The sequence below is a fragment of the Ancylobacter defluvii genome, from assembly GCF_018390605.1.
Lineage (GTDB): Bacteria > Pseudomonadota > Alphaproteobacteria > Rhizobiales > Xanthobacteraceae > Ancylobacter > Ancylobacter defluvii.
The window spans coordinates 19,324-36,227 of the sequence record NZ_JAHBGD010000027.1; the positions used below are offsets into that span (position 1 = coordinate 19,324).

The 16,904-nt window shown below is 63.7% G+C and carries 11 protein-coding genes and 4 pseudogenes; 4 read left to right on the plus strand and 11 right to left on the minus strand.

The genetic code is table 11. The annotated features are described in order from the left end of the window. Positions 1 to 54: 54 nt before the first annotated feature. Genes KHC24_RS22330 through KHC24_RS22350 form a run of 5 tightly spaced genes read right to left on the minus strand, consistent with a single transcriptional unit; the run spans position 55 to position 5,432 of the window. Entirely contained in the window at positions 55 to 1,617 is a 1,563-nt protein-coding gene (locus KHC24_RS22330; RefSeq protein WP_213366060.1) for an ABC transporter substrate-binding protein, read from the minus strand. Continuing rightward, on the minus strand, positions 1,614 to 2,633 hold the full coding sequence (locus tag KHC24_RS22335; protein WP_213366063.1) for an oligopeptide/dipeptide ABC transporter ATP-binding protein: 1,020 nt from the start codon (positions 2,631 to 2,633) through the stop codon (positions 1,614 to 1,616). Before KHC24_RS22335 ends, KHC24_RS22330 begins: the two co-directional genes overlap by 4 nt. Continuing rightward, a complete protein-coding gene (locus KHC24_RS22340; protein ID WP_213366066.1) occupies positions 2,630 to 3,595 on the minus strand; it encodes an ABC transporter ATP-binding protein in 966 nt (321 codons plus the stop codon). Before KHC24_RS22340 ends, KHC24_RS22335 begins: the two co-directional genes overlap by 4 nt. After that, positions 3,595 to 4,497, minus strand: coding sequence for an ABC transporter permease (locus KHC24_RS22345; protein WP_213366069.1), 903 nt, complete (start codon positions 4,495 to 4,497; stop codon positions 3,595 to 3,597). Before KHC24_RS22345 ends, KHC24_RS22340 begins: the two co-directional genes overlap by 1 nt. A gap of 2 nt (positions 4,498 to 4,499) precedes the next feature. Continuing rightward, a complete protein-coding gene (locus KHC24_RS22350) occupies positions 4,500 to 5,432 on the minus strand; it encodes an ABC transporter permease (protein ID WP_271180516.1) in 933 nt (310 codons plus the stop codon). Positions 5,433 to 5,648: 216 nt separating this feature from the next. Between KHC24_RS22350 and KHC24_RS22355 the strand changes: the two genes are divergently transcribed. Both KHC24_RS22355 and KHC24_RS22360 read left to right on the plus strand, forming a co-directional pair. Continuing rightward, positions 5,649 to 6,368, plus strand: coding sequence for a GntR family transcriptional regulator (locus KHC24_RS22355; RefSeq protein ID WP_213366074.1), 720 nt, complete (start codon positions 5,649 to 5,651; stop codon positions 6,366 to 6,368). Between the two features lie 171 nt (positions 6,369 to 6,539). After that, a pseudogene (locus KHC24_RS22360) lies at positions 6,540 to 7,017 on the plus strand (amylo-alpha-1,6-glucosidase); the annotation flags it as partial. Positions 7,018 to 7,256: 239 nt separating this feature from the next. Here KHC24_RS22360 and KHC24_RS22365 read toward each other — a convergent pair. Both KHC24_RS22365 and KHC24_RS22370 read right to left on the minus strand, forming a co-directional pair. Beyond that, positions 7,257 to 7,718 (minus strand): Hsp20/alpha crystallin family protein, encoded by a 462-nt coding sequence (locus tag KHC24_RS22365; protein WP_213366077.1) that lies wholly within the window; start codon positions 7,716 to 7,718, stop codon positions 7,257 to 7,259. Positions 7,719 to 7,913: 195 nt separating this feature from the next. Then, positions 7,914 to 8,921: pseudogene (locus tag KHC24_RS22370) on the minus strand (IS110 family RNA-guided transposase). A gap of 314 nt (positions 8,922 to 9,235) precedes the next feature. Between KHC24_RS22370 and KHC24_RS22375 the strand changes: the two are divergent. Further along, a complete protein-coding gene (locus KHC24_RS22375; protein WP_213366080.1) occupies positions 9,236 to 10,168 on the plus strand; it encodes an MBL fold metallo-hydrolase in 933 nt (310 codons plus the stop codon). A 192-nt stretch (positions 10,169 to 10,360) separates the two neighbouring features. Here KHC24_RS22375 and KHC24_RS22380 read toward each other — a convergent pair whose 3' ends face one another. From KHC24_RS22380 to KHC24_RS25675, 4 genes and pseudogenes are all read right to left on the minus strand, one after another. Beyond that, entirely contained in the window at positions 10,361 to 11,572 is a 1,212-nt protein-coding gene (locus tag KHC24_RS22380) for an NAD(P)/FAD-dependent oxidoreductase (RefSeq protein ID WP_213366083.1), read from the minus strand. A gap of 402 nt (positions 11,573 to 11,974) precedes the next feature. Then, positions 11,975 to 12,601 (minus strand): response regulator transcription factor, encoded by a 627-nt coding sequence (locus KHC24_RS22385; protein ID WP_213366086.1) that lies wholly within the window; start codon positions 12,599 to 12,601, stop codon positions 11,975 to 11,977. Beyond that, positions 12,598 to 13,938: pseudogene (locus KHC24_RS25670) on the minus strand (PAS domain-containing protein); the annotation flags it as partial. The pseudogene KHC24_RS25670 and the gene KHC24_RS22385, both read right to left, overlap by 4 nt. A 318-nt stretch (positions 13,939 to 14,256) precedes the next feature. Continuing rightward, positions 14,257 to 14,475 (minus strand): annotated as a pseudogene (locus KHC24_RS25675) (hypothetical protein); the annotation flags it as partial. A 753-nt stretch (positions 14,476 to 15,228) separates the two neighbouring features. Here KHC24_RS25675 and KHC24_RS22395 point away from each other — a divergent pair. Continuing rightward, entirely contained in the window at positions 15,229 to 16,326 is a 1,098-nt protein-coding gene (locus KHC24_RS22395; RefSeq protein ID WP_213366089.1) for a patatin-like phospholipase family protein, read from the plus strand. Positions 16,327 to 16,904: the final 578 nt, after the last annotated feature.

Sequence of the window (16,904 nt, forward strand, 5' to 3'; positions counted from 1 at the left end):
CAGAAGCCGAACGCCGGGGCGCTGCCGACAGGTCGTGGCTGTCGGCGGTTTCGATCATTTCGCGGACATATCGCGCAGCAGCGCCCATTGGCCGTCCGGCGTCCAAGCGCCGTTCAGCGCCTTGGGCGACACCCAGGCGTTGACGCCGTGATAGAGGAAGACATAGGCGCCGGTCTCCTCCAGCTTGTTCTGTAGGTCGATGTACATCGCCCCCCGCTTGGCCGCGTCGGGCTCCTCCGAGGCCTTGGCATTCTCGGCGTCCCAGCCGGCATCGCAGGTGCGCTGAAAGTTCCACACCCCGACCTGGTCGCATTTGAACCATTCCGTCACCCAGCTGGGGTCCGGCGCGGTGGTGAAGGTGATGAAGAACATCTCCACGTCCTTCCAGGTACCGTCCTTGGTGTCCTGCTGCTGGGCGGTCAGCGTCGCGCCGTCCATCTGCCGCACGTCGAGCGTGATGCCGACCTCGGCGAGCTGCGCCTGCATCACCTGCGCGGCGACCAGCAAGTCGGCGTCGGTGCCGAACTCGACTTTGATCTTGAGGTCGGTGACGCCGGCTTCCTTCAACAGCGCCTTGGCCGCGGCGGGATCATAAGGATAGAGCAGCGCGTCGCGGGCGCCGAGCAGCGGCGGGGGGATGATGCCGAAGGCCGGCTGCACCGCGCCGCCGAAGGTCGCCTCGATGACCTCGGGCACGTTGATCGCGCGCTGGATGGCGCGCCGCACCCGCAGGTCGGTGAATTTCGGATTCTCGATGTTGATGCCCATCCAGGTATAGGCGAGGGCCGGCTTCACGGTGAGGGTGGCGGTGTCCTTCTTCTTGCGCTCGGCGACGGAACTGATGTTGATCTGGGTCACGTCGAGGTCGCCGGCGTCGAAGGCGGTCTCGGCCGCCACCCTGTCGGCGAGCGGGTAGAGCTGGATCTCGTCGAAATAGGGCTTCGGGCCCGGCCAATCCGGGTTGCGCGTCAGGGTGATGCGTTCCTTGGGCTGCCACTTGGACAGCATGTAGGGGCCGGAAGTGGCGAGCGGATCGGTGCCGATGACACCGCCATTCTTCTCCACCGCCGCCTTGCAGACGATCAGCCCCGAGGCATGCGGCAGCGTCGAGGTGAATAGCGGCACGAACGGCTTCTTGAGGCGGATGACGCCGGAATATTTGTCGGTGATCTCCACCTTGTCGAGCGCCGCCCAGTCCGAGGCATAAACGGCGTTCACCTTCGGATCGGCGAAGCGCTCATAGGAATATTTCACGTCCTCGGAGGTAACCTCGCCATAGCCGCCCGTCCATTTCAGGCCGGGCTTCAGCCTGAAAGGGATGGCGAGGGGGTCCTTGGTGTCGAGGCTCTCGGCGGCGTCGAGCTGCCAGCCCCATTCGTCGCCGGCCTTGAACTGCACCAGCCCGGAGAAAATGGCGAACATCACCGTCTCGTCGTACCAGCCGCCGCGCGTTGCCGGATCGAGATTGCGAATGTCGCCGTCATTGCGGATCTTCAGCGTCTTGCCGTCGATGGCAAAGGAGGCAGTGCTCCCGAGCACGCTGGACCCGACCGCACCGAGGGCCGTCGCGCTCAATGTCTGCAAGATCTGCCGGCGAGTAAGGATAGGCAACGTCATGGCTGGCTCCGTGCGGGTTCGGGATGAGCGGGAGGCACTTGCGGGGATGCCTTGCCGGCAGGTGCCAGCGGGAAATGACAGCGCACCTGATGCTGTGGCCCGATCAGGTGCTCGGCCGGCGGCTCGCTGCGGCACCGGTCTGTGGCGAGCGGGCAGCGGGTGTGGAATTCACAGCCCTGCGGACGGCGCTTCAGGCTGGGGATCTCGCCCGTGAGCCGCGGCGTTGCGCCGGGCGCGCCATGGGCGGAGAGCAGCGCGCGCGTATAGGGATGGCCCGGCCGGGCGAAGATATCCGCCGTGCGGGCGCTCTCGACGATGCGGCCGAGATACATCACCGCCACCCGGTCGGTAACGTGGCGCGCCACCGCCAGATTGTGGGTGATGAACAGGAAGCTCACCGAGGAGGCCGCCTGGATGGCGTTCAGCAGGTTGAGCAGCTCGCCCTGCACGGACAGGTCGAGCCCGGCGGTCGGCTCGTCGGCGATGACCAGCCTGGGGCGCAGCGACAAGGCCCGCGCGACGGTGACGCGGCGCGCCTGCCCGCCGGAGATCTGATGCGGGAAGCGCTCGGCAAAATCCGGCGACAGCCCGACCTCCGCCAGCAGGTCGCCCGCGCGCCGGCGGCGTTCGGTGCGGCCGATGCCGTTCACCGCCAGCGGCTCGGTGATCGAGGCGGCGAGCCGCATGCGCGGATCGAGCGCGGCCATCGGGTCCTGGAACATGAAGCCGACCTGCCGGCGCATCTCCCGCCAGAACACGTCCTGGCGGCCGGTGGCGCTGATACCCGCGAGCGTGATCGAGCCCGCCGCCATCGGCGTCATGCCGCCTATGGCGCGCCCCAGCGTGGTTTTGCCGCTGCCGCTCTCGCCGACGAGGCCGAGCGTCTCGCCCTGATCGAGCGTCAGGCTGACGCCGTCCAGCACCGTGACCTCCCGTACCTCGCCGCGCAGCCGGCCGAACAGCGATCCAGTGGGGTAGCGCACGACTAGATCGTTCACCTCAAGCAGCGCGGTCATGGCGCGCTCACACGAAGGCAGGCCACGCGCGAGGCGCCAGCGGCGGAAAGAAGCGGCTTGACCTCATGGCAGAGCGCCATCACGTCCTGGCAGCGCGCCGCGAAGATACAGCCCGCTGGCAGCGCTGTGGGACTGGGAACCGTACCGGGAACGGTCGGCAGATGGCGCGAAGGCGTATCGATTCGCGCCGGATCGCAGGCGAGCAGCGCGCGCGTATAGGGATGGCGCGGCCGGTTGAGCACGTCGTCGACCGGCCCGCTTTCCACCAGTTCGCCGGCATAGAGCACAGCGACATCGTCGCAGAGCCGGCCGACCACGCCCATGTCATGCGTCACCAGCACGATGGAGCCATCCACCTCGCCGCGCATGTCGCGGATCAGCTCGATGACCTCCATCTCGGTAGTGGCGTCGAGCGCGGTGGTCGGCTCGTCGGCGATCAGCAGCTTCGGGCTGACCAGCAGGGCGCCGGCTATGGCGACGCGCTGGCGCAGGCCGCCCGAAAGCTGATGCGGATACTGGTTGAGTCGGGTCGCGGGGTCGGCGATGCCGACGCGCTCCAGCATGGCGCCGGCGCGGCGGAGCTTCTCCGGCTTCGTCAGATTGGGCAGCGCGTGCTGGAACTCGACCAGCTGGGTGCCGATCCGCACGACGGGATTCAGCGCGGTGAACGGATCCTGCGAGACGGTCGCCATTTCGCGCCCGCGCAGCGCGCGCCGCTCATGCTCGCCGAGGGAATAGAGATCGCGCCCGTCTAGGACGATGCGGCCCTGCACCGAGGCGCTTTTCGGCAGCAACGCCAGCATGGCGCTGACGAGGCTGGACTTGCCCGAGCCGCTTTCGCCGACGAGGCCGAGAATACGCCCGCGCTCCAGCGCGAGGGTGACGCCGCGCACGGCCGGCACCGGGCCATGGGCACCGGCATAGGTGATGGAGACGTCGCGGAGGTCGACAATGGCCGTCATCACCCGCGTCCCCGCGAGCTCTTGGGGTCGAGGACGTCGCGCAGCGCCTCGCCGAGAAAGGTGAAGGCCACCGTCGAGACGATGACCGGCAGGCCGGCGGCGATGGCGAGATGCGGCGCCTGGCGGATGAAGCTGTAGCCGTCGCTCAGCATGGAGCCCCAGCTCGGGTCCGGCGGCTGGATGCCCTGGCCGAGGAAGGACAGCCCGGATTCGATGCCGATGACCGCCGGAATGTCCATGGCGATCAGCACGATGATCGGGCCGAGCAGGTTTGGCACCAGATGGGTGAGCGCGATGCGCGGCAGCGAGGCGCCCATGGATTGCGAGGCGGCGACGAAATCCATGCTGCGCAGCACCAGCACCTGGTTGCGCACCACGCGGAAATAGCCGGGCGCCATCGAGAAGGCGATGATGGCGATGAGCGTGGCGAGGCTCGGCCCGTAGATCGCCACGATCGCCAGCGCGAACAGGATCAGCGGCAGCGAGCGCATGGCATCGCAGAGCAGCAGCAGCGCGCCGTCGACCGAGCCGCGCGACAGGCCGCCGACAATGCCCAGCGTGGCGCCGATCAGCAGCGCCGCCAAGGTGCCGGACAGGGCGACCTTGAGTGCGACGCCGGTGCCATAGATCACCCGCGACAGCACATCACGTCCGAGCTGGTCGGTGCCGAGCCAGTGTTCCCAGGAGGGTCCCTGGAAGCGGATGCGCGGGGCGATCTTCACCGGATCGTAGGGCGCGATCCACGGCGCGAACAGTGCGCAGGCGACCAACCCGAGCACCACGATGAAGGCGACCAGCCCGGCCGGATGGGCCAGCAGGCGCCGCAGGCCGACCCAGGCCGGATGAGCGCCGGTTCGGTTGGCCGGCGGTGCGACGGCCACGGTATCGGTGATCGGCGCCATGCTCACCCTTCCTTGCGGATGCGGGGGTCGAGGAAGGCGGCGAGCAGGTCGGTCGCGAAATTAGCGACGACATAGAGCAGCGTCGTCACCAGAACGGTGCCGACCAGAACGGGCGAGTTGCGCGAGGTGACGGCCTGAAGCGCCAGTGAGCCCAGACCCGGGCGCGAGAACACCACCTCCACGAGCACGGCGCCGGACAGAAGGCTGCCGAGCCCGACGCCGATCACCGCCACCACCGGGATCATCGCGATCGGCAGCGCGAAGCGCAGGGTGATGCGCATGTCGGAAACGCCAAAGGCGCGGTAGGTGCGGATGTGGTTTTCCTGCAGCGTTTCCAGCAGCGAAGCGCGCACCAGCCGGGCGATGTAGCCGACCCAGCCGAGGCCGACGGCGAAGGCCGGCAGGATGAGATGGGTGATTTGGTCGGGAATGTCGCCCGGCTCGCCCGCGCCCATGGCGGGCAGCCAGCGCAGCACCACGGCGAAGAGGATCAGTGCATAGATCGCCAGCAGGAAGGAGGGCAGCGCGATCACGCTGGTCGAGAACACGCCGATCAGCCGGTCGATCCCGCTATTGGGGCGAAGCGCGGAGAGGCAGCCGAGCGGAATGCCGACGATCAGGGCCCAGCCGAGCCCGACCAGCGCCAGGGTCACGGTGCGGGGCAGCGCGCTCGCCACCAGCGTGAGCACGGGTTGGCGGGTGAGCAGGTCGGTGCCGAGATCGCCCTTGAGCAGATTGCCGAGGAAGCGGACCGCCTGCACAGGTATCGGCTGGTCGAGTCCCATCGCCTGGCGGAACACGTCCTTCTGCTCCGCGCTGGCGCGCGGGCCGAGAGCGACCGTCGCGGGATCGCCCGGCACCAGATAGATGAGACAGAACAGGATGATGATCGCGGTCAGCAAGACGCCGACGGCAAGACATGCCTGTCTGATCACGTAGCTTCCCACGTGTCGTTCTCCGCTGCGCTGTTCCCCGCGCCGCCGTTTGCCGGTCGTTCGCGCTCTGATTGTGAGAGATTTGATTTATCACATAATATATTACACAGTATGTTATAAGTTGACCTGTCGGGTGCAAGCTCATTTTTTGTGCGACGCGGCATTCTTTTGAGGCGCCGCTCGGGTTTTGATGGAAACCATTCAGGGGAGGACGCGGTGGCGGACGATGCAGCGGCAAACGAGAGCAAGCGGGCCCGTGCCGGCAGGGTGTCGTTGACCGACCAGGCCTATCGCACGATCCGCAAGGAGATCATGGCCTGTGCGCTGGCGCCCGGCCTTGAATTCACCGAGTTGGACATCGCTGAGCGGTTCGCGATGAGCAAGACGCCAGTGCGCGAAGCGCTGATGCGGCTGCAATTCGAGGGACTGGTGAAGGCCTATCCGCGCCGCGGCTACATGGTCGAGCCGGTCAAGATTTCCGATATCAACGAGATCTTCGACATGCGTCTGATCCTGGAGGGCGGCGCCATGGACCTCGCCGTCCAGCGCGCGACGGATGAGGACCTCCACAAACTCGACGAAATCGCGCAGTCGATATCCGACGCGATCTATCAAGCGGAGCCTGGCCAATCGAACAATGTGAACAACCTGTTTCACGAAAGCCTGGCATTGGCGTCACGAAACGCAAGGCTGCATCGTTCGGTCGTGCAGATGCTGAATGAACTGGAGCGGTTTTTCTATATCGAAGCACAGGCCTCGACCGCCTACCCCGTCCGCTACGCCACACATCTGGACATCGTCACTGCCATGGAACAGCGGGATGCCCCGGCCGCGCGCGCCGCCATAATTGATCATATCGAGGGCACGCGGCACGTGCTTCTTGCCTCCCTCGTCGAGAACCGTCCGAAGGCGTCGCGAGGCGTTTTCGTGCGGTAGCGTCGGCGGAGAGGTGACCTTGCCGTTAATGGTGACCGGGTTCGTGTCGACCTTCGCAATTGCGAAGCCGCATGCAGCCGAGGGATCGAATGAAGACGGCTTTGTCGAATATGGAAGGCAGACCGTGGAGGGCCTGATCAATCAGGGCTGGAAGGACAGCCATGACTCGGTGCGCACTATAATCCGATGAGCTATCACAATGGCTCGGTCTGGCCGCATGACAATGCGCTGATCGCAGCGGGCCTCGCCCGCTATGGTTTCAAGCGGGAAGCCACCAAGATCTTCGAGGGCCTGTTCGCCGCCTCGACCTATATCGACCTGCGGCGGCTGCCGGAGCTATTCTGCGGCTTTGCACGCAAGCTGACTCTCGGGCCGACATTCTATCCGGTCGCCTGCATGCCGCAGGCGTGGGCGGCGGTGGCGCCGCTCCATCTGCTGCAGTCCTGTCTGGGGTCTCAGCTTCGATTCCGAACGGTTGCACATCACCTTCGACGAACCGATTCTGCCGGACTTCCTCGACGAGGTCACGCTGCGCAACCTGCGTCTCGAAGGTGGATCTGCCGCCGTCGCGCTCCGCCGCTCAGGCACCAAGGTGGTGGTCGATGTGCTCAACCGGCGCGGGCCGTTGCGAGTGCTCACGACGAGCTGAGGCGGATCAAGCACATTGGGCGGAAATGACTACTGAAAGCGCCGAGAAGCCGAGAGCCGCGTGTCGCCGCCGGCCGTTCAGCCCACCAGCGGCTCGATGGCCGGTGGGCGGCGGTGCTCGAAGTCAAGGCTCCGACCCTTGCAGCGCGCTCGACCTGCCTCTCTGACGGTCTCCAGCATCTCATCCCTCCCTCTCGGCGAAGGATGCGACCGGCAGCTGGCCAGCCGACCGCGATGGTCTCAGTGCTTGATCGCGGCGCGCTTCACCTGCGACTGCGCCTTCGCGCTTTTCGCCAGCACGACGCTCAGTACGCCGTTCCTGAAATGCGCATCGATCCTGTCCTCCTTGACCTCCACGCCCAACGGAAAACGCCGCTCGAAGTGGCCGTAGAATCGTTCGGAGAACTGCCTCTCCTTATCTTGCGTCTCCAAGCGCTTCTCGCCCTTCAGCGTCAGCACACCGTTGTCGAGCAGCACATCGACGTCCTTTTCCTTGAGGCCGGGGATCTCCGCCGTCACGTTGATCTCCTTGTCGGTCTTGGAGATCTCGACGCTCGGCCAACCGACATTGAAGGTCGGCAACGCGCCGACGGCCGGCAGGCCGTGATCGAAAGAGCGGAAGACGTCGTCGAACAGCGGGTTCGTTCGAAGGTAAAGCTTCCCGTGACGCCGGGGATGCTGCTCCGGCGTCCTTTCGGTCATGTATCATGCCTTTGAAGCGGCCAGTTATTGACCGCCGGCCGGTATGGAGATGCGCAGATCTGGTGCAAATCACTTCTGCGAGCTTGAGTGGCTCACTGACCCGCATGCTTTTCCAGATCGCTCTGACCGATCACTTTGCCCTTACATGCGTTGACCTTCCCACACGCCGACGTTGTCAACCCTGGATCGTTGCGATCAGGCAGGAACAGCGACTGGTGCCCTGTAATCCTCATTCCTCGACAGCATGGCCCATGCGGCTCGGGCCATCTTGTTCGCTAGGGCAATGGCTACAAGCTTGCGCGGTTTGCGCGACAGCATGCCGGTAATCCAGGAACCATCGGGGAGCCCCTTGCGGCTAACCGATCAGAGCACAGCCATGGCGCCAATGATGAGCAGGCGCCGAATATCGCGCTGGCCCATCTTCGATATGCTGCCGAGCGCCTGCTTGCCACCACTGGAATTCTGCCTCGGCACCAGCCCTAGCCAGGCGGCGAAATCCCGGCCGCGCTTGAATGTCGTCATCGCCGGTGCAAACGCCTCGATAGCCATGGCTGTCACGGGCCCTATGCCGGGCATGATCATCAGCCGGGACGTGGTGGTGGCTTGCGCAGCTTCATTCCGAAGTGCCTTCTCGAGCGTGATGATCCTCAGCGACAAAGAGCTCTATCTGTTCCAGATAGAGCTGAGCGGTTTCTACAACCAGCAGGTCAAGGCCGGACGCTGTGTCTTCTATGATATCGGCAAGGGCCTTCACGTTCAGCACGCCCTGTGGCGCGACAACGCCGTGCTCAGCGAGGTGCCCGCGCAAGGCATTGATCAACTGGGTGCGTTGACGGACGAAGAGGTCCCGTGTCCGGAAAACCATGGCACCGGCCTGCTACGCGGTCGTCTTGGCCACCACGAAACGCATCGTCGGCCTGCTGGCCGCCTCCGCGATTGCTTCGGCGTCGGCCGCGTCGATCTTCTGGCGCTTGACGAAAGGCTTGACGTAGGCTGGAGGAATGAGGCGGACCTTATGACCAATCTCGCCCGGGCCCAATAGTGAGCCGTCGCGCAGGCTTCCATCGCCACCACACAACGGGGCCGATTGGACAGGAATGTCAGCAGATGATGGCGCGAAAGCTTCCGGCGAAAGGCCACGCTCCCGTCGAGATGCCCGCCGTGAAGCTGGAAGACCCGTTTTACGAGGTCCAGGCCGATAATGCTAACCTAATTCACCTCCTCAATGTGACGTTGGTGCAAACATCAATCTGGCACACTCGATGCCGTCGGGAGGGGCATCCACTCCATCACTTCTCGATGGAAAATCCGCTTTCAGCTAGCGCAAGGTCGTCGAATGTCCGAAATGCGGATGGAAGCCTATCCGCTGGGGAGGGCATTCCCTGGACGTTGGTTCAAATCGAATAGACCTCCGTTTGATTTCGCCGGGCACCAGATCCGAGCCTACTTGCCGACGCCGACGTCGCTGACGGAGGTGGCCGATACGGCTGAGTTGACAGGATCTGCAGGAGGCTCAAATGAGACAGCCACAAACAAAGAAGAACATCGATACCCCATCCGACGAAAGGCAGGAGCGCGACGATTTGGTTCCGTCGCGTTACGCGGTCCGGGTCGGCGAGATCGATGTACTGGTGATCAGCGACGGTGTTCTGGAGCCGCCGGCCGAGTCGATGGCGACCAATGCCGACCCGGCGACCCGGAACGCCTGGCTGGACCGTTCGTTCCTGGCGCACGATACCTTCGATTGGGCGCTGAACGCGGTCGTGGTGCGCAGCGGGAACCAAACCATTCTCATCGACAGTGGAATTGGCGGCGAGGTCCCGGATTTCACGCGGGCCGGGCTGTTCGGCCATCGACTGGCGGCGGCCGGCGTCGATCTGGCTTCTGTGACCGACGTGGTGCTGACGCATATGCACTTTGATCATGTCGGGGGGCTTCTCGTCGAAGGGGTGAAGGAGCAGATGCGTCCGGACCTACGGGTCCATGTGTCCGCTGCCGAGGCCAAATTCTGGGAAGCGCCTGATTTCTCCCGCACCGGCATGCCGCCGGATCTTGCGGAGATTGCCAGACATGCGTCGAAGCGCTTTTTGGAGGTGTACCGCGCCGAGCTGCGCACCTTCGAGCAGAACCAGCAGGTTGCGCCGGGGGTGGTCGTCACTCGCACCGGCGGCCATACCCCTGGCCACAGCGTGGTCCGCATCGCGTCCGGCAACGACCGGCTGATGTTCGGCGGCGACGCCATATTCCCGGTCTCGTTCGACCACCCCGAATGGCATAACGGTTTCGAACACGATCCCGAGGAGGCGACCCGTGTTCGGCTGCGCCTGATGCAGGAACTGGCGACGACCGGCTCCTGGCTGGTGTCCACGCATATGCCATTCCCATCCGTCGGTCGCGTGGCCGCTGAAGGCCAGCTCTTTCGCTGGGTACCTGCCTGGTGGGACTACTGAGCGACCGCTCGGGCGGCACCCACCCGCAGGCTGACAGATATAGAGCACGCTAAACCCTGTGACGTGCCTTAACAGTCGATCGCCGAGATTGCACCGCTCTTTTACACCTTGAAGGGGGGCCGGCCAACAACAGCGCCGCATCGCTGGGATTGGACGGCTCCACCTCATGGAGGCCGCAAGGGCAAGCCTGCGCTACAGATTTGTCACTTGTTCCGGATCGGCAGAAGCCAGAGCGGCGGTGCGTTCGGCTCGTGGCGGATAGATCCACACCGTATTAATTTCCCGCTTATATGCTTTGGCCTCGTCGCCGACGAGTTCCACCTTGCGGTCCCAGCCACGCGTGAAGACCGCGCCGGCTGCGCCCAGATCCAGGCAGGTCACATATGCCTCTTGGTGATAAGGGAGCGTGGGCAGGCTAAGCAGTTCGGCGGCAGCGTTGTTGCCGGCAAACGCGCCTAATCGCGTCGCGTGCTGACACGACATCAGCGCGTAGTTGCCGATGTCGTCGCTGGCGGCCTTGGCGGCGTCGCCGGTTGCGAACACGCCGGGAACGCCAGGAACGCGAAGCTCTCGGTCTACGACGAGGCGGCCGGACCGGTCGCGCTCGGCAGGAATCTGCTCGGTGAGAGGCGCCGCTTGAATACCCGCCGCCCAGATAACGGTCTCACTGGCGATATGCTCTCCATTTGACAGCGTAACGCCCGCGGCGTCGACAGCCGTGACCCCAAGACCGACGCGGGTTTCGATCCCGAGCTTGCTCAGTGCGGCTTCGACAATGGGGCGCGGCCCTGGCCCCAGATCGGGAACGACCGCATCGTTTCGCTCGACAAGAACGACTCGCGTCCCCTCCGCCGTGCCGAAGACCGCGCGCAGCCGCGCTGGCAACTCCGTTGCTGCCTCGATTCCGGTAAAACCGCCGCCGACCACGACGACCGTTTCACGTGCCGCCGACGTGGGCCGCCGCGGCAACGCCTGGAGGTGACGATCGAGCTTGATGGCGTCGTCAAGTTGATCGACGCTGAAAGCGAACTCGGCCAATCCGGGAATCGGCGGACGAAAGAGGCAGCTGCCGGTGGCGAGAACCAGCCTGTCGTAGCTCTCAGCATAGGTCTTACCTGTGCCATCCGCGATTTCGATCGACTGTTTGCTTGTGTCGACGGCCGCCACCGTGCCCCGCACGTAGGTCACGTCGATGGCCGAGAGGACATCATCGAGCGGCGCGGTCAACGTCTCCGGCTTGGGTTCGTAAAGACGAGGGCGGATTACCAGTCGTGGCTCTGGAGAAACCAGCATGATCTCGAGCGCCTCGATCGAGACATTCTCCTTGTCGCGCAGGCGCGCTGCCGACAAGGCCGCATACATGCCGGCAAATCCGGCGCCGATGATTACAAGTCGCTTTTTCATATCGAGACCATTCCCCCTCATGCGAGCGATTTGCCGGTGATGGCGCCGTCGCTCGGAAATGTTGGGATGATCGCATTCTCGATTGCGGGCCTATACTATGCTGAGGGATAGGTTCTGGTCTTCAAATGCTAGGTCGGCCTGAATGCTCTCAGGCGATTGGGCGGGCACCAAGGCAACTTGGGCGTTTGCTCATCGCGAAGCGAGATGCCAGCGGTCGCAAGCCCTGAGCGCGATCAACAAGCTCCTGACGAGCGCTGATCAGAAACACCGGCAAGTCGGGCCGAACCCACTGACGAGGTCGCGCACAGCCACGGCTCCAGAAGCCCCGCTCGTGACGGAGTTCTTCGATCTTCGTCGACAATCATCACCACAGGCCCTTCTTCACACGTGCGGCCTTCCCTCTCAGCGCGAATGGGTAATCGGTATGGCTAAGCGCTCCGCGATACGCACGAGATCGGCGAGCGTCGCAACCGCCATTCTTTGCATCACGCTGCGGCGGTGGAGTTGCAGGGCGACCTCGCTGATCCCCAGTTCGGCCGCGGCCTGCTTATTGAGAAGTCCGCTCACAACGAGAGAGAGCACCTCGCGCTCGCGCGGCGAAAGTTCGAGGTAGCGCTGCCGCCATTCTTCGAGTTCAGCATGCTCCGTCCGACTCTTTCGATCCTGTTCGATCGCAGCGTGTACCGCGGTCAGGAGCACGGTCTCGCTGATCGGCTTGGTCAGAAAATCGATGGCACCGTGTCTCATCGCTCGCACTGACGAAGAGATATCGCCGTGCCCTGTTATGAAAACGATCGGCGGGTGATTGCGCCGCGCAAGCTGGTTCTGCAACTTGAGGCCGTTTATGTCTGGCAGCTCGACATCGAGAAGGAGGTACGCTGGAACATTCGCCTTGTCCGCGCTCACATAGTCCCGCGCGGATGCGAAGGTGACGGCCCGCATACCGTGCGACGCCAACAATTCTTCGAGTGCTTCGCGAATGCGCTCATCGTCATCCACAATGAACACCGTATGGCTCTCCGTCATCATGCCGCCGCCTTCGGCCCGATCGGCAGCGTGAAAATGAACGCTGCGCCATGAGGCTCGTTATTCTCGGCCCAAAGCCGCTCCCCATGCGCTTCGACAATCGAACGACAAATCGCCAGTCCCATGCCCATTCCGTGCTCTTTCGTCGTGAAAAATGGCTCGAATATTCTTTCGGGAAATACGATGCCTTGGCCGCGGTCGCGGATCTCGATCTGAACCGCATTGACATCGCGCCGAACGCGCAACCCGATGGCCTTGTCATCTCCGACCGTATCCATCGCGTCCATGCCGTTGCGGATAAGGTTGATCAGCACCTGCTGAATTTGAACGCGGTCGAGCGTGAGCGGCGGCAACCCTTCTTCAGCATCGACCTCGACCCGGACGTGTGACGCCGTAGGGACTCGTCGGCCAGCAGTTCGCGGGTCTTCGAGAGGATGCTTGCGAGCGACGTGGTGCCGCGGGCATCCGTCGACTGCCTGAACAGCGCGCGGACGCGGCCGACGACATCCACTGCCGAATTGGCATCACGGATGATGCGTTCCACGATCCTCTGGGCCCGCTCGATGTTGGGGGTTTCCACCTAGAGCCAACGCTGGCAAGCGTGGGAATTCGCGACGATCGCCGTCAGCGGCTGGTTCACCTTATGGGCGATCGAGGCGGACAGCTCCAGATATAAATCGGCAGGGCGTCGATCAGTTGCTGGAGCTCCCGCTCGCTCCGCCGCAGCGCTTCCTCGGCCCGCACTTCATCATCGATGTCGTGACAGACGCCGTGCCATTGCACGATGCGCCCGGCCTGATCGCGCAGGGGTTCCGCGCGGCTCGACATCCAGCGATAGACACCATCGACCCGGCGCAGGCGATAGCGCAGGTCGAAGCCGTCCCCGGTGATGAGGCAACGCTCTACCTTCTCCCTGAATCCCGCCACATCCTCCGGGTGAATGATCCCCATGAACGCGTCCAGCCGGCTCATGCTCGGCAGGTCGATGTCGGCAACGTCCGTGCCGAGGAAGTCGATCATGCGCCGGTTGAAGAAGCTCGGCTCGCCGTCGGGCGTCAGCCTCCAGAGATGGCTGGGCACCATGTCGACCAGTTGCGAAAGCTCGCGCTCCCGATTGCGGAGCGCCGCGACGGTCTTCTTGTAGACGTTGATATCGAGGGCGATACTGAACCATCCGGTGATACGCCCCTCGCTGTCACGGCTCGGCCGCGCCGCGTCCGGGCCCAGACATAGGCGCCGCTCGCACGCCGGAAGCGGAACTCGACATTGAAGTGGTCCCCGGTCCGCAGGCAATGACGCCATGCGGCGGCGATCGGTTCGTAATCCTCGGGATGCAGCAGCCGTTTCCAGGCCGTGTGCCCCTCCTTCAGCGAGGCATTCAGATCGTCCAGCGTCACCCCGAGGGAATTCTGGGCGAACGGGTGAAGGTAGATCCATCTCCCCTCGGCATCGAACGCCCATCCGTTACCGAACAGGCTCTCGATGATCTTCGCCGCCTGCATCACGTCCCGGTCGTGATCGCCGTCCGGTTCCGCAGCCCATGCGGGCGGCTGCCTGTCGGTGATCACGTCGTCTATGTCGACGCTGATGCTGTAATCGGGCTCGGATCGCGTCTCGATCCAGCGATAGTTGCCATCGGCCTGGAGCTGCCGATAGCGGACGACCTGGGGGACGCCGGTCCAGAACGCGCGGGCGGCCGCGTGGGCGGCCAGTTCGCGGTCCTCCGAGTGGATGAGGCTCAAGGAAGGACCAGCGGCCGCGGCCTCGCCGGCGATAGTTGCGCGGGTCGCGGCAGGCGTTTCTTCGCCTGCAAGAGGCAGGACCCTGACAGCGCTCGCTTCGTCGTCCGCCGATACGGCGGTCCCCTCCGCCACCATCGCCCTGATGCAAAGTCCGAGGACGAAGAAGGCGGCCCATGTCAGAGCAGGATCCCCCAGCCCGGCAGCGCGGGAAATCCCTGCCAATGCCGAGACGGCAAGCCCTGCGCCCAGCACCGCGTTCAGCAGCGCCAGCCTTGGCCGCGTGCGTGAAGATTGAGACCGGCTATCGGGGCGAGCAGCCCGAAGGGCATTGTCGTGAGCCAGCAGGCCCCAAGGCCGACGATGGTCGAAAGCACCGCCGGCAGCGGGCGGCTTCGCCGTATCGCAGCTCTCATGATCCGCCGTTCTTGGGGGCAAGGGTTGCCACGCTGTCGATCTCTTTCGTTGCACGCCGCCAGTTCACGCGGGGCCTTCGAACCGAAATCTCCTATTATCCCCGCGCGACTTTCGCCGCATCTTATGGAAACCCATAAGAACGTCCCTCCTGGTGAAGCCCCATAGGGCGGCGCGGCTAGGCGGACGACGTTCTCCCGCCGTTCGGCCGGTGCCCTGACGACTTGCGCGACTTTGGCTAACGAACCGAGTGACCTTTCGGACCGCTCAACGGGCCCAACCTGGGGCCGGCACCTATACCGCGGTATGGCCCGTCCTCTCCCTCGACCCAATGGCACGCACCTACGGCCCCACGTAAAGTCGTTTGTACCGCGTGTATCGTTAAGCGAGCAACAGATATGGTATCAACTTAATTCGCCCTAACATTCGATAAATCGAAATATCGTACACAATACTAATGCCCTTGGAAATAAAACCATGACGATAATTCGTCTTTCTCTGATCGTCATGTGTTCGTTTCTAACCTCCTGCGTCAGTGCATCCCGGTCGGCACCGCTTCCCTATTCGGCATTGAATACAACTCATATTGCCGAGTTCGGCCTGATAAGGTTCTGGGGAGACGAAACGTCGCCTGAGATCTCTTCCTATGTCGACACGCAATTTGAGCAAGTTCGCGCTTCCGGCTGCCGACGCTGCACCAAGGAAGCGAACTTCCTCGCCTTGTCCGGCGGCGGAGCGGACGGCGCGTTCGCCGCGGGCATGCTGAACGGCTGGAGCCAGCATGGTAATCGCCCCGTTTTCGAGGTCGTTACCGGTGTCAGTACCGGATCGCTCGCGGCTCCGTTCGCCTTTCTCGGCCAGCGATACGATACGGCACTTCAAGAAGTATACACGCAGATAAGCGACAAGGACATCTACATCAACAAGGGTGCATTCGCCCTCGCCGGTCCGTCATTGTACGATAATGCGCCACTGCGCGATCTTATAACGAAGCTGGTCACCGAAAATCTCCTGGACGAGATTTCCAGGGAGCATCTCAGAGGCCGGCGCCTCCTCGTCCAGACAACGAATATAGACGCGCAGCGCCCGGTCATCTGGGACATGGGCGCCATCGCCGCCAGCCGCTCAAAGGAACGCCGGACGCTCTTCGTCAATATACTTCTCGCCTCGGCGGCGATACCGGTCATCTTTCCGCCCGTTTCGATCAAGGTTCGGAGCGGCGATCGCGTCTATGACGAACTGCACGTGGATGGCGGCGTCACCTCACAGATTACCTTCGGCCCGCCGGGACTCGACTTGAATCGCGCCGAGCGCACAGCCTTCGGCGCGCACCGGATCAAGAACCTATATGTGATCCGAAATGGAAAGATCGAACCGGAATACATGGCGGTCGACCAAAGTGCCCCCGATCTCGCAAAGCGAGCCGTCGGAACAATGGTTAAGTATCAGACGCTCTCGAACATCAGAAATCTATATACGAGAGCTCGGCCGCCCATATCAATCTGTCGTTCGTCTCCATTCCCGAAGCATTTTCCGAAGTCCCGAAAAGCGAATTCGATTCGGCCTATATGGTGAGGCTGTTCGATTTCGGGCTCCAGATGGGCCGGCGCGGGGAATTCTGGCGCCACGTCCCGCCGGAAAGTCCGATCCTGTCGGAAGCGCAACGCTGAGCGTACACCCGTCATCGACGAGCAGCGTCGCGCCGACCGCCTTCAATAGCCGGCGACACAACCGCACCAGTTCGGGGACCTCGTCGCCTCGTCAAGGCCGGCGCGCCGCGCGAGTGCGGCGGTCAGTCGGCTTCCGCACAAGCCTTGTCGAGCCCGCAAGGCTCCCTGCAACTAAACTTCGGCAGATGAAGGCTACCCCCTTGGTATGGTACCGCCCGCCGCCGTTTTCACTAGGATTGCCCTGGTCGCCTCACCCAGCCTTGTCGGGGGCGATAGGGAGCAGGCCCCGCGAACGGCCGATCTTGGCGGAACATCTCGCCGCTTCGCGCCGGCGATCCCATGGCAGGCACGAGCACAGCTCACGGCGGACGAAAGGTCCGGTTCGCCCTGACGCCCGCTCTGTGTCCGCTCGCCGACATCAATTCATGAAACGCACGAGCAGTAGGTCAGATGTCCGTCGCAACGCCCAGTTCGGATTTTCAA

What these genes read in the sequence shown, in the direction of transcription:
- KHC24_RS22345 (WP_213366069.1), bottom strand. Translation starts at nt 4,497, where the DNA reads ATGGCGCCGATCACCGATACCGTGGCCGTCGCACCGCCGGCCAACCGA.
- KHC24_RS22330 (WP_213366060.1), bottom strand. Translation starts at nt 1,617, where the DNA reads ATGACGTTGCCTATCCTTACTCGCCGGCAGATCTTGCAGACATTGAGC.
- KHC24_RS22340 (WP_213366066.1), bottom strand. Translation starts at nt 3,595, where the DNA reads ATGACGGCCATTGTCGACCTCCGCGACGTCTCCATCACCTATGCCGGT.
- KHC24_RS22380 (WP_213366083.1), bottom strand. Translation starts at nt 11,572, where the DNA reads ATGAAAAAGCGACTTGTAATCATCGGCGCCGGATTTGCCGGCATGTAT.
- KHC24_RS22395 (WP_213366089.1), top strand. Translation starts at nt 15,229, where the DNA reads ATGACGATAATTCGTCTTTCTCTGATCGTCATGTGTTCGTTTCTAACC.
- KHC24_RS22385 (WP_213366086.1), bottom strand. Translation starts at nt 12,601, where the DNA reads ATGATGACGGAGAGCCATACGGTGTTCATTGTGGATGACGATGAGCGC.
- KHC24_RS22365 (WP_213366077.1), bottom strand. Translation starts at nt 7,718, where the DNA reads ATGACCGAAAGGACGCCGGAGCAGCATCCCCGGCGTCACGGGAAGCTT.
- KHC24_RS22375 (WP_213366080.1), top strand. Translation starts at nt 9,236, where the DNA reads ATGAGACAGCCACAAACAAAGAAGAACATCGATACCCCATCCGACGAA.
- KHC24_RS22335 (WP_213366063.1), bottom strand. Translation starts at nt 2,633, where the DNA reads ATGACCGCGCTGCTTGAGGTGAACGATCTAGTCGTGCGCTACCCCACT.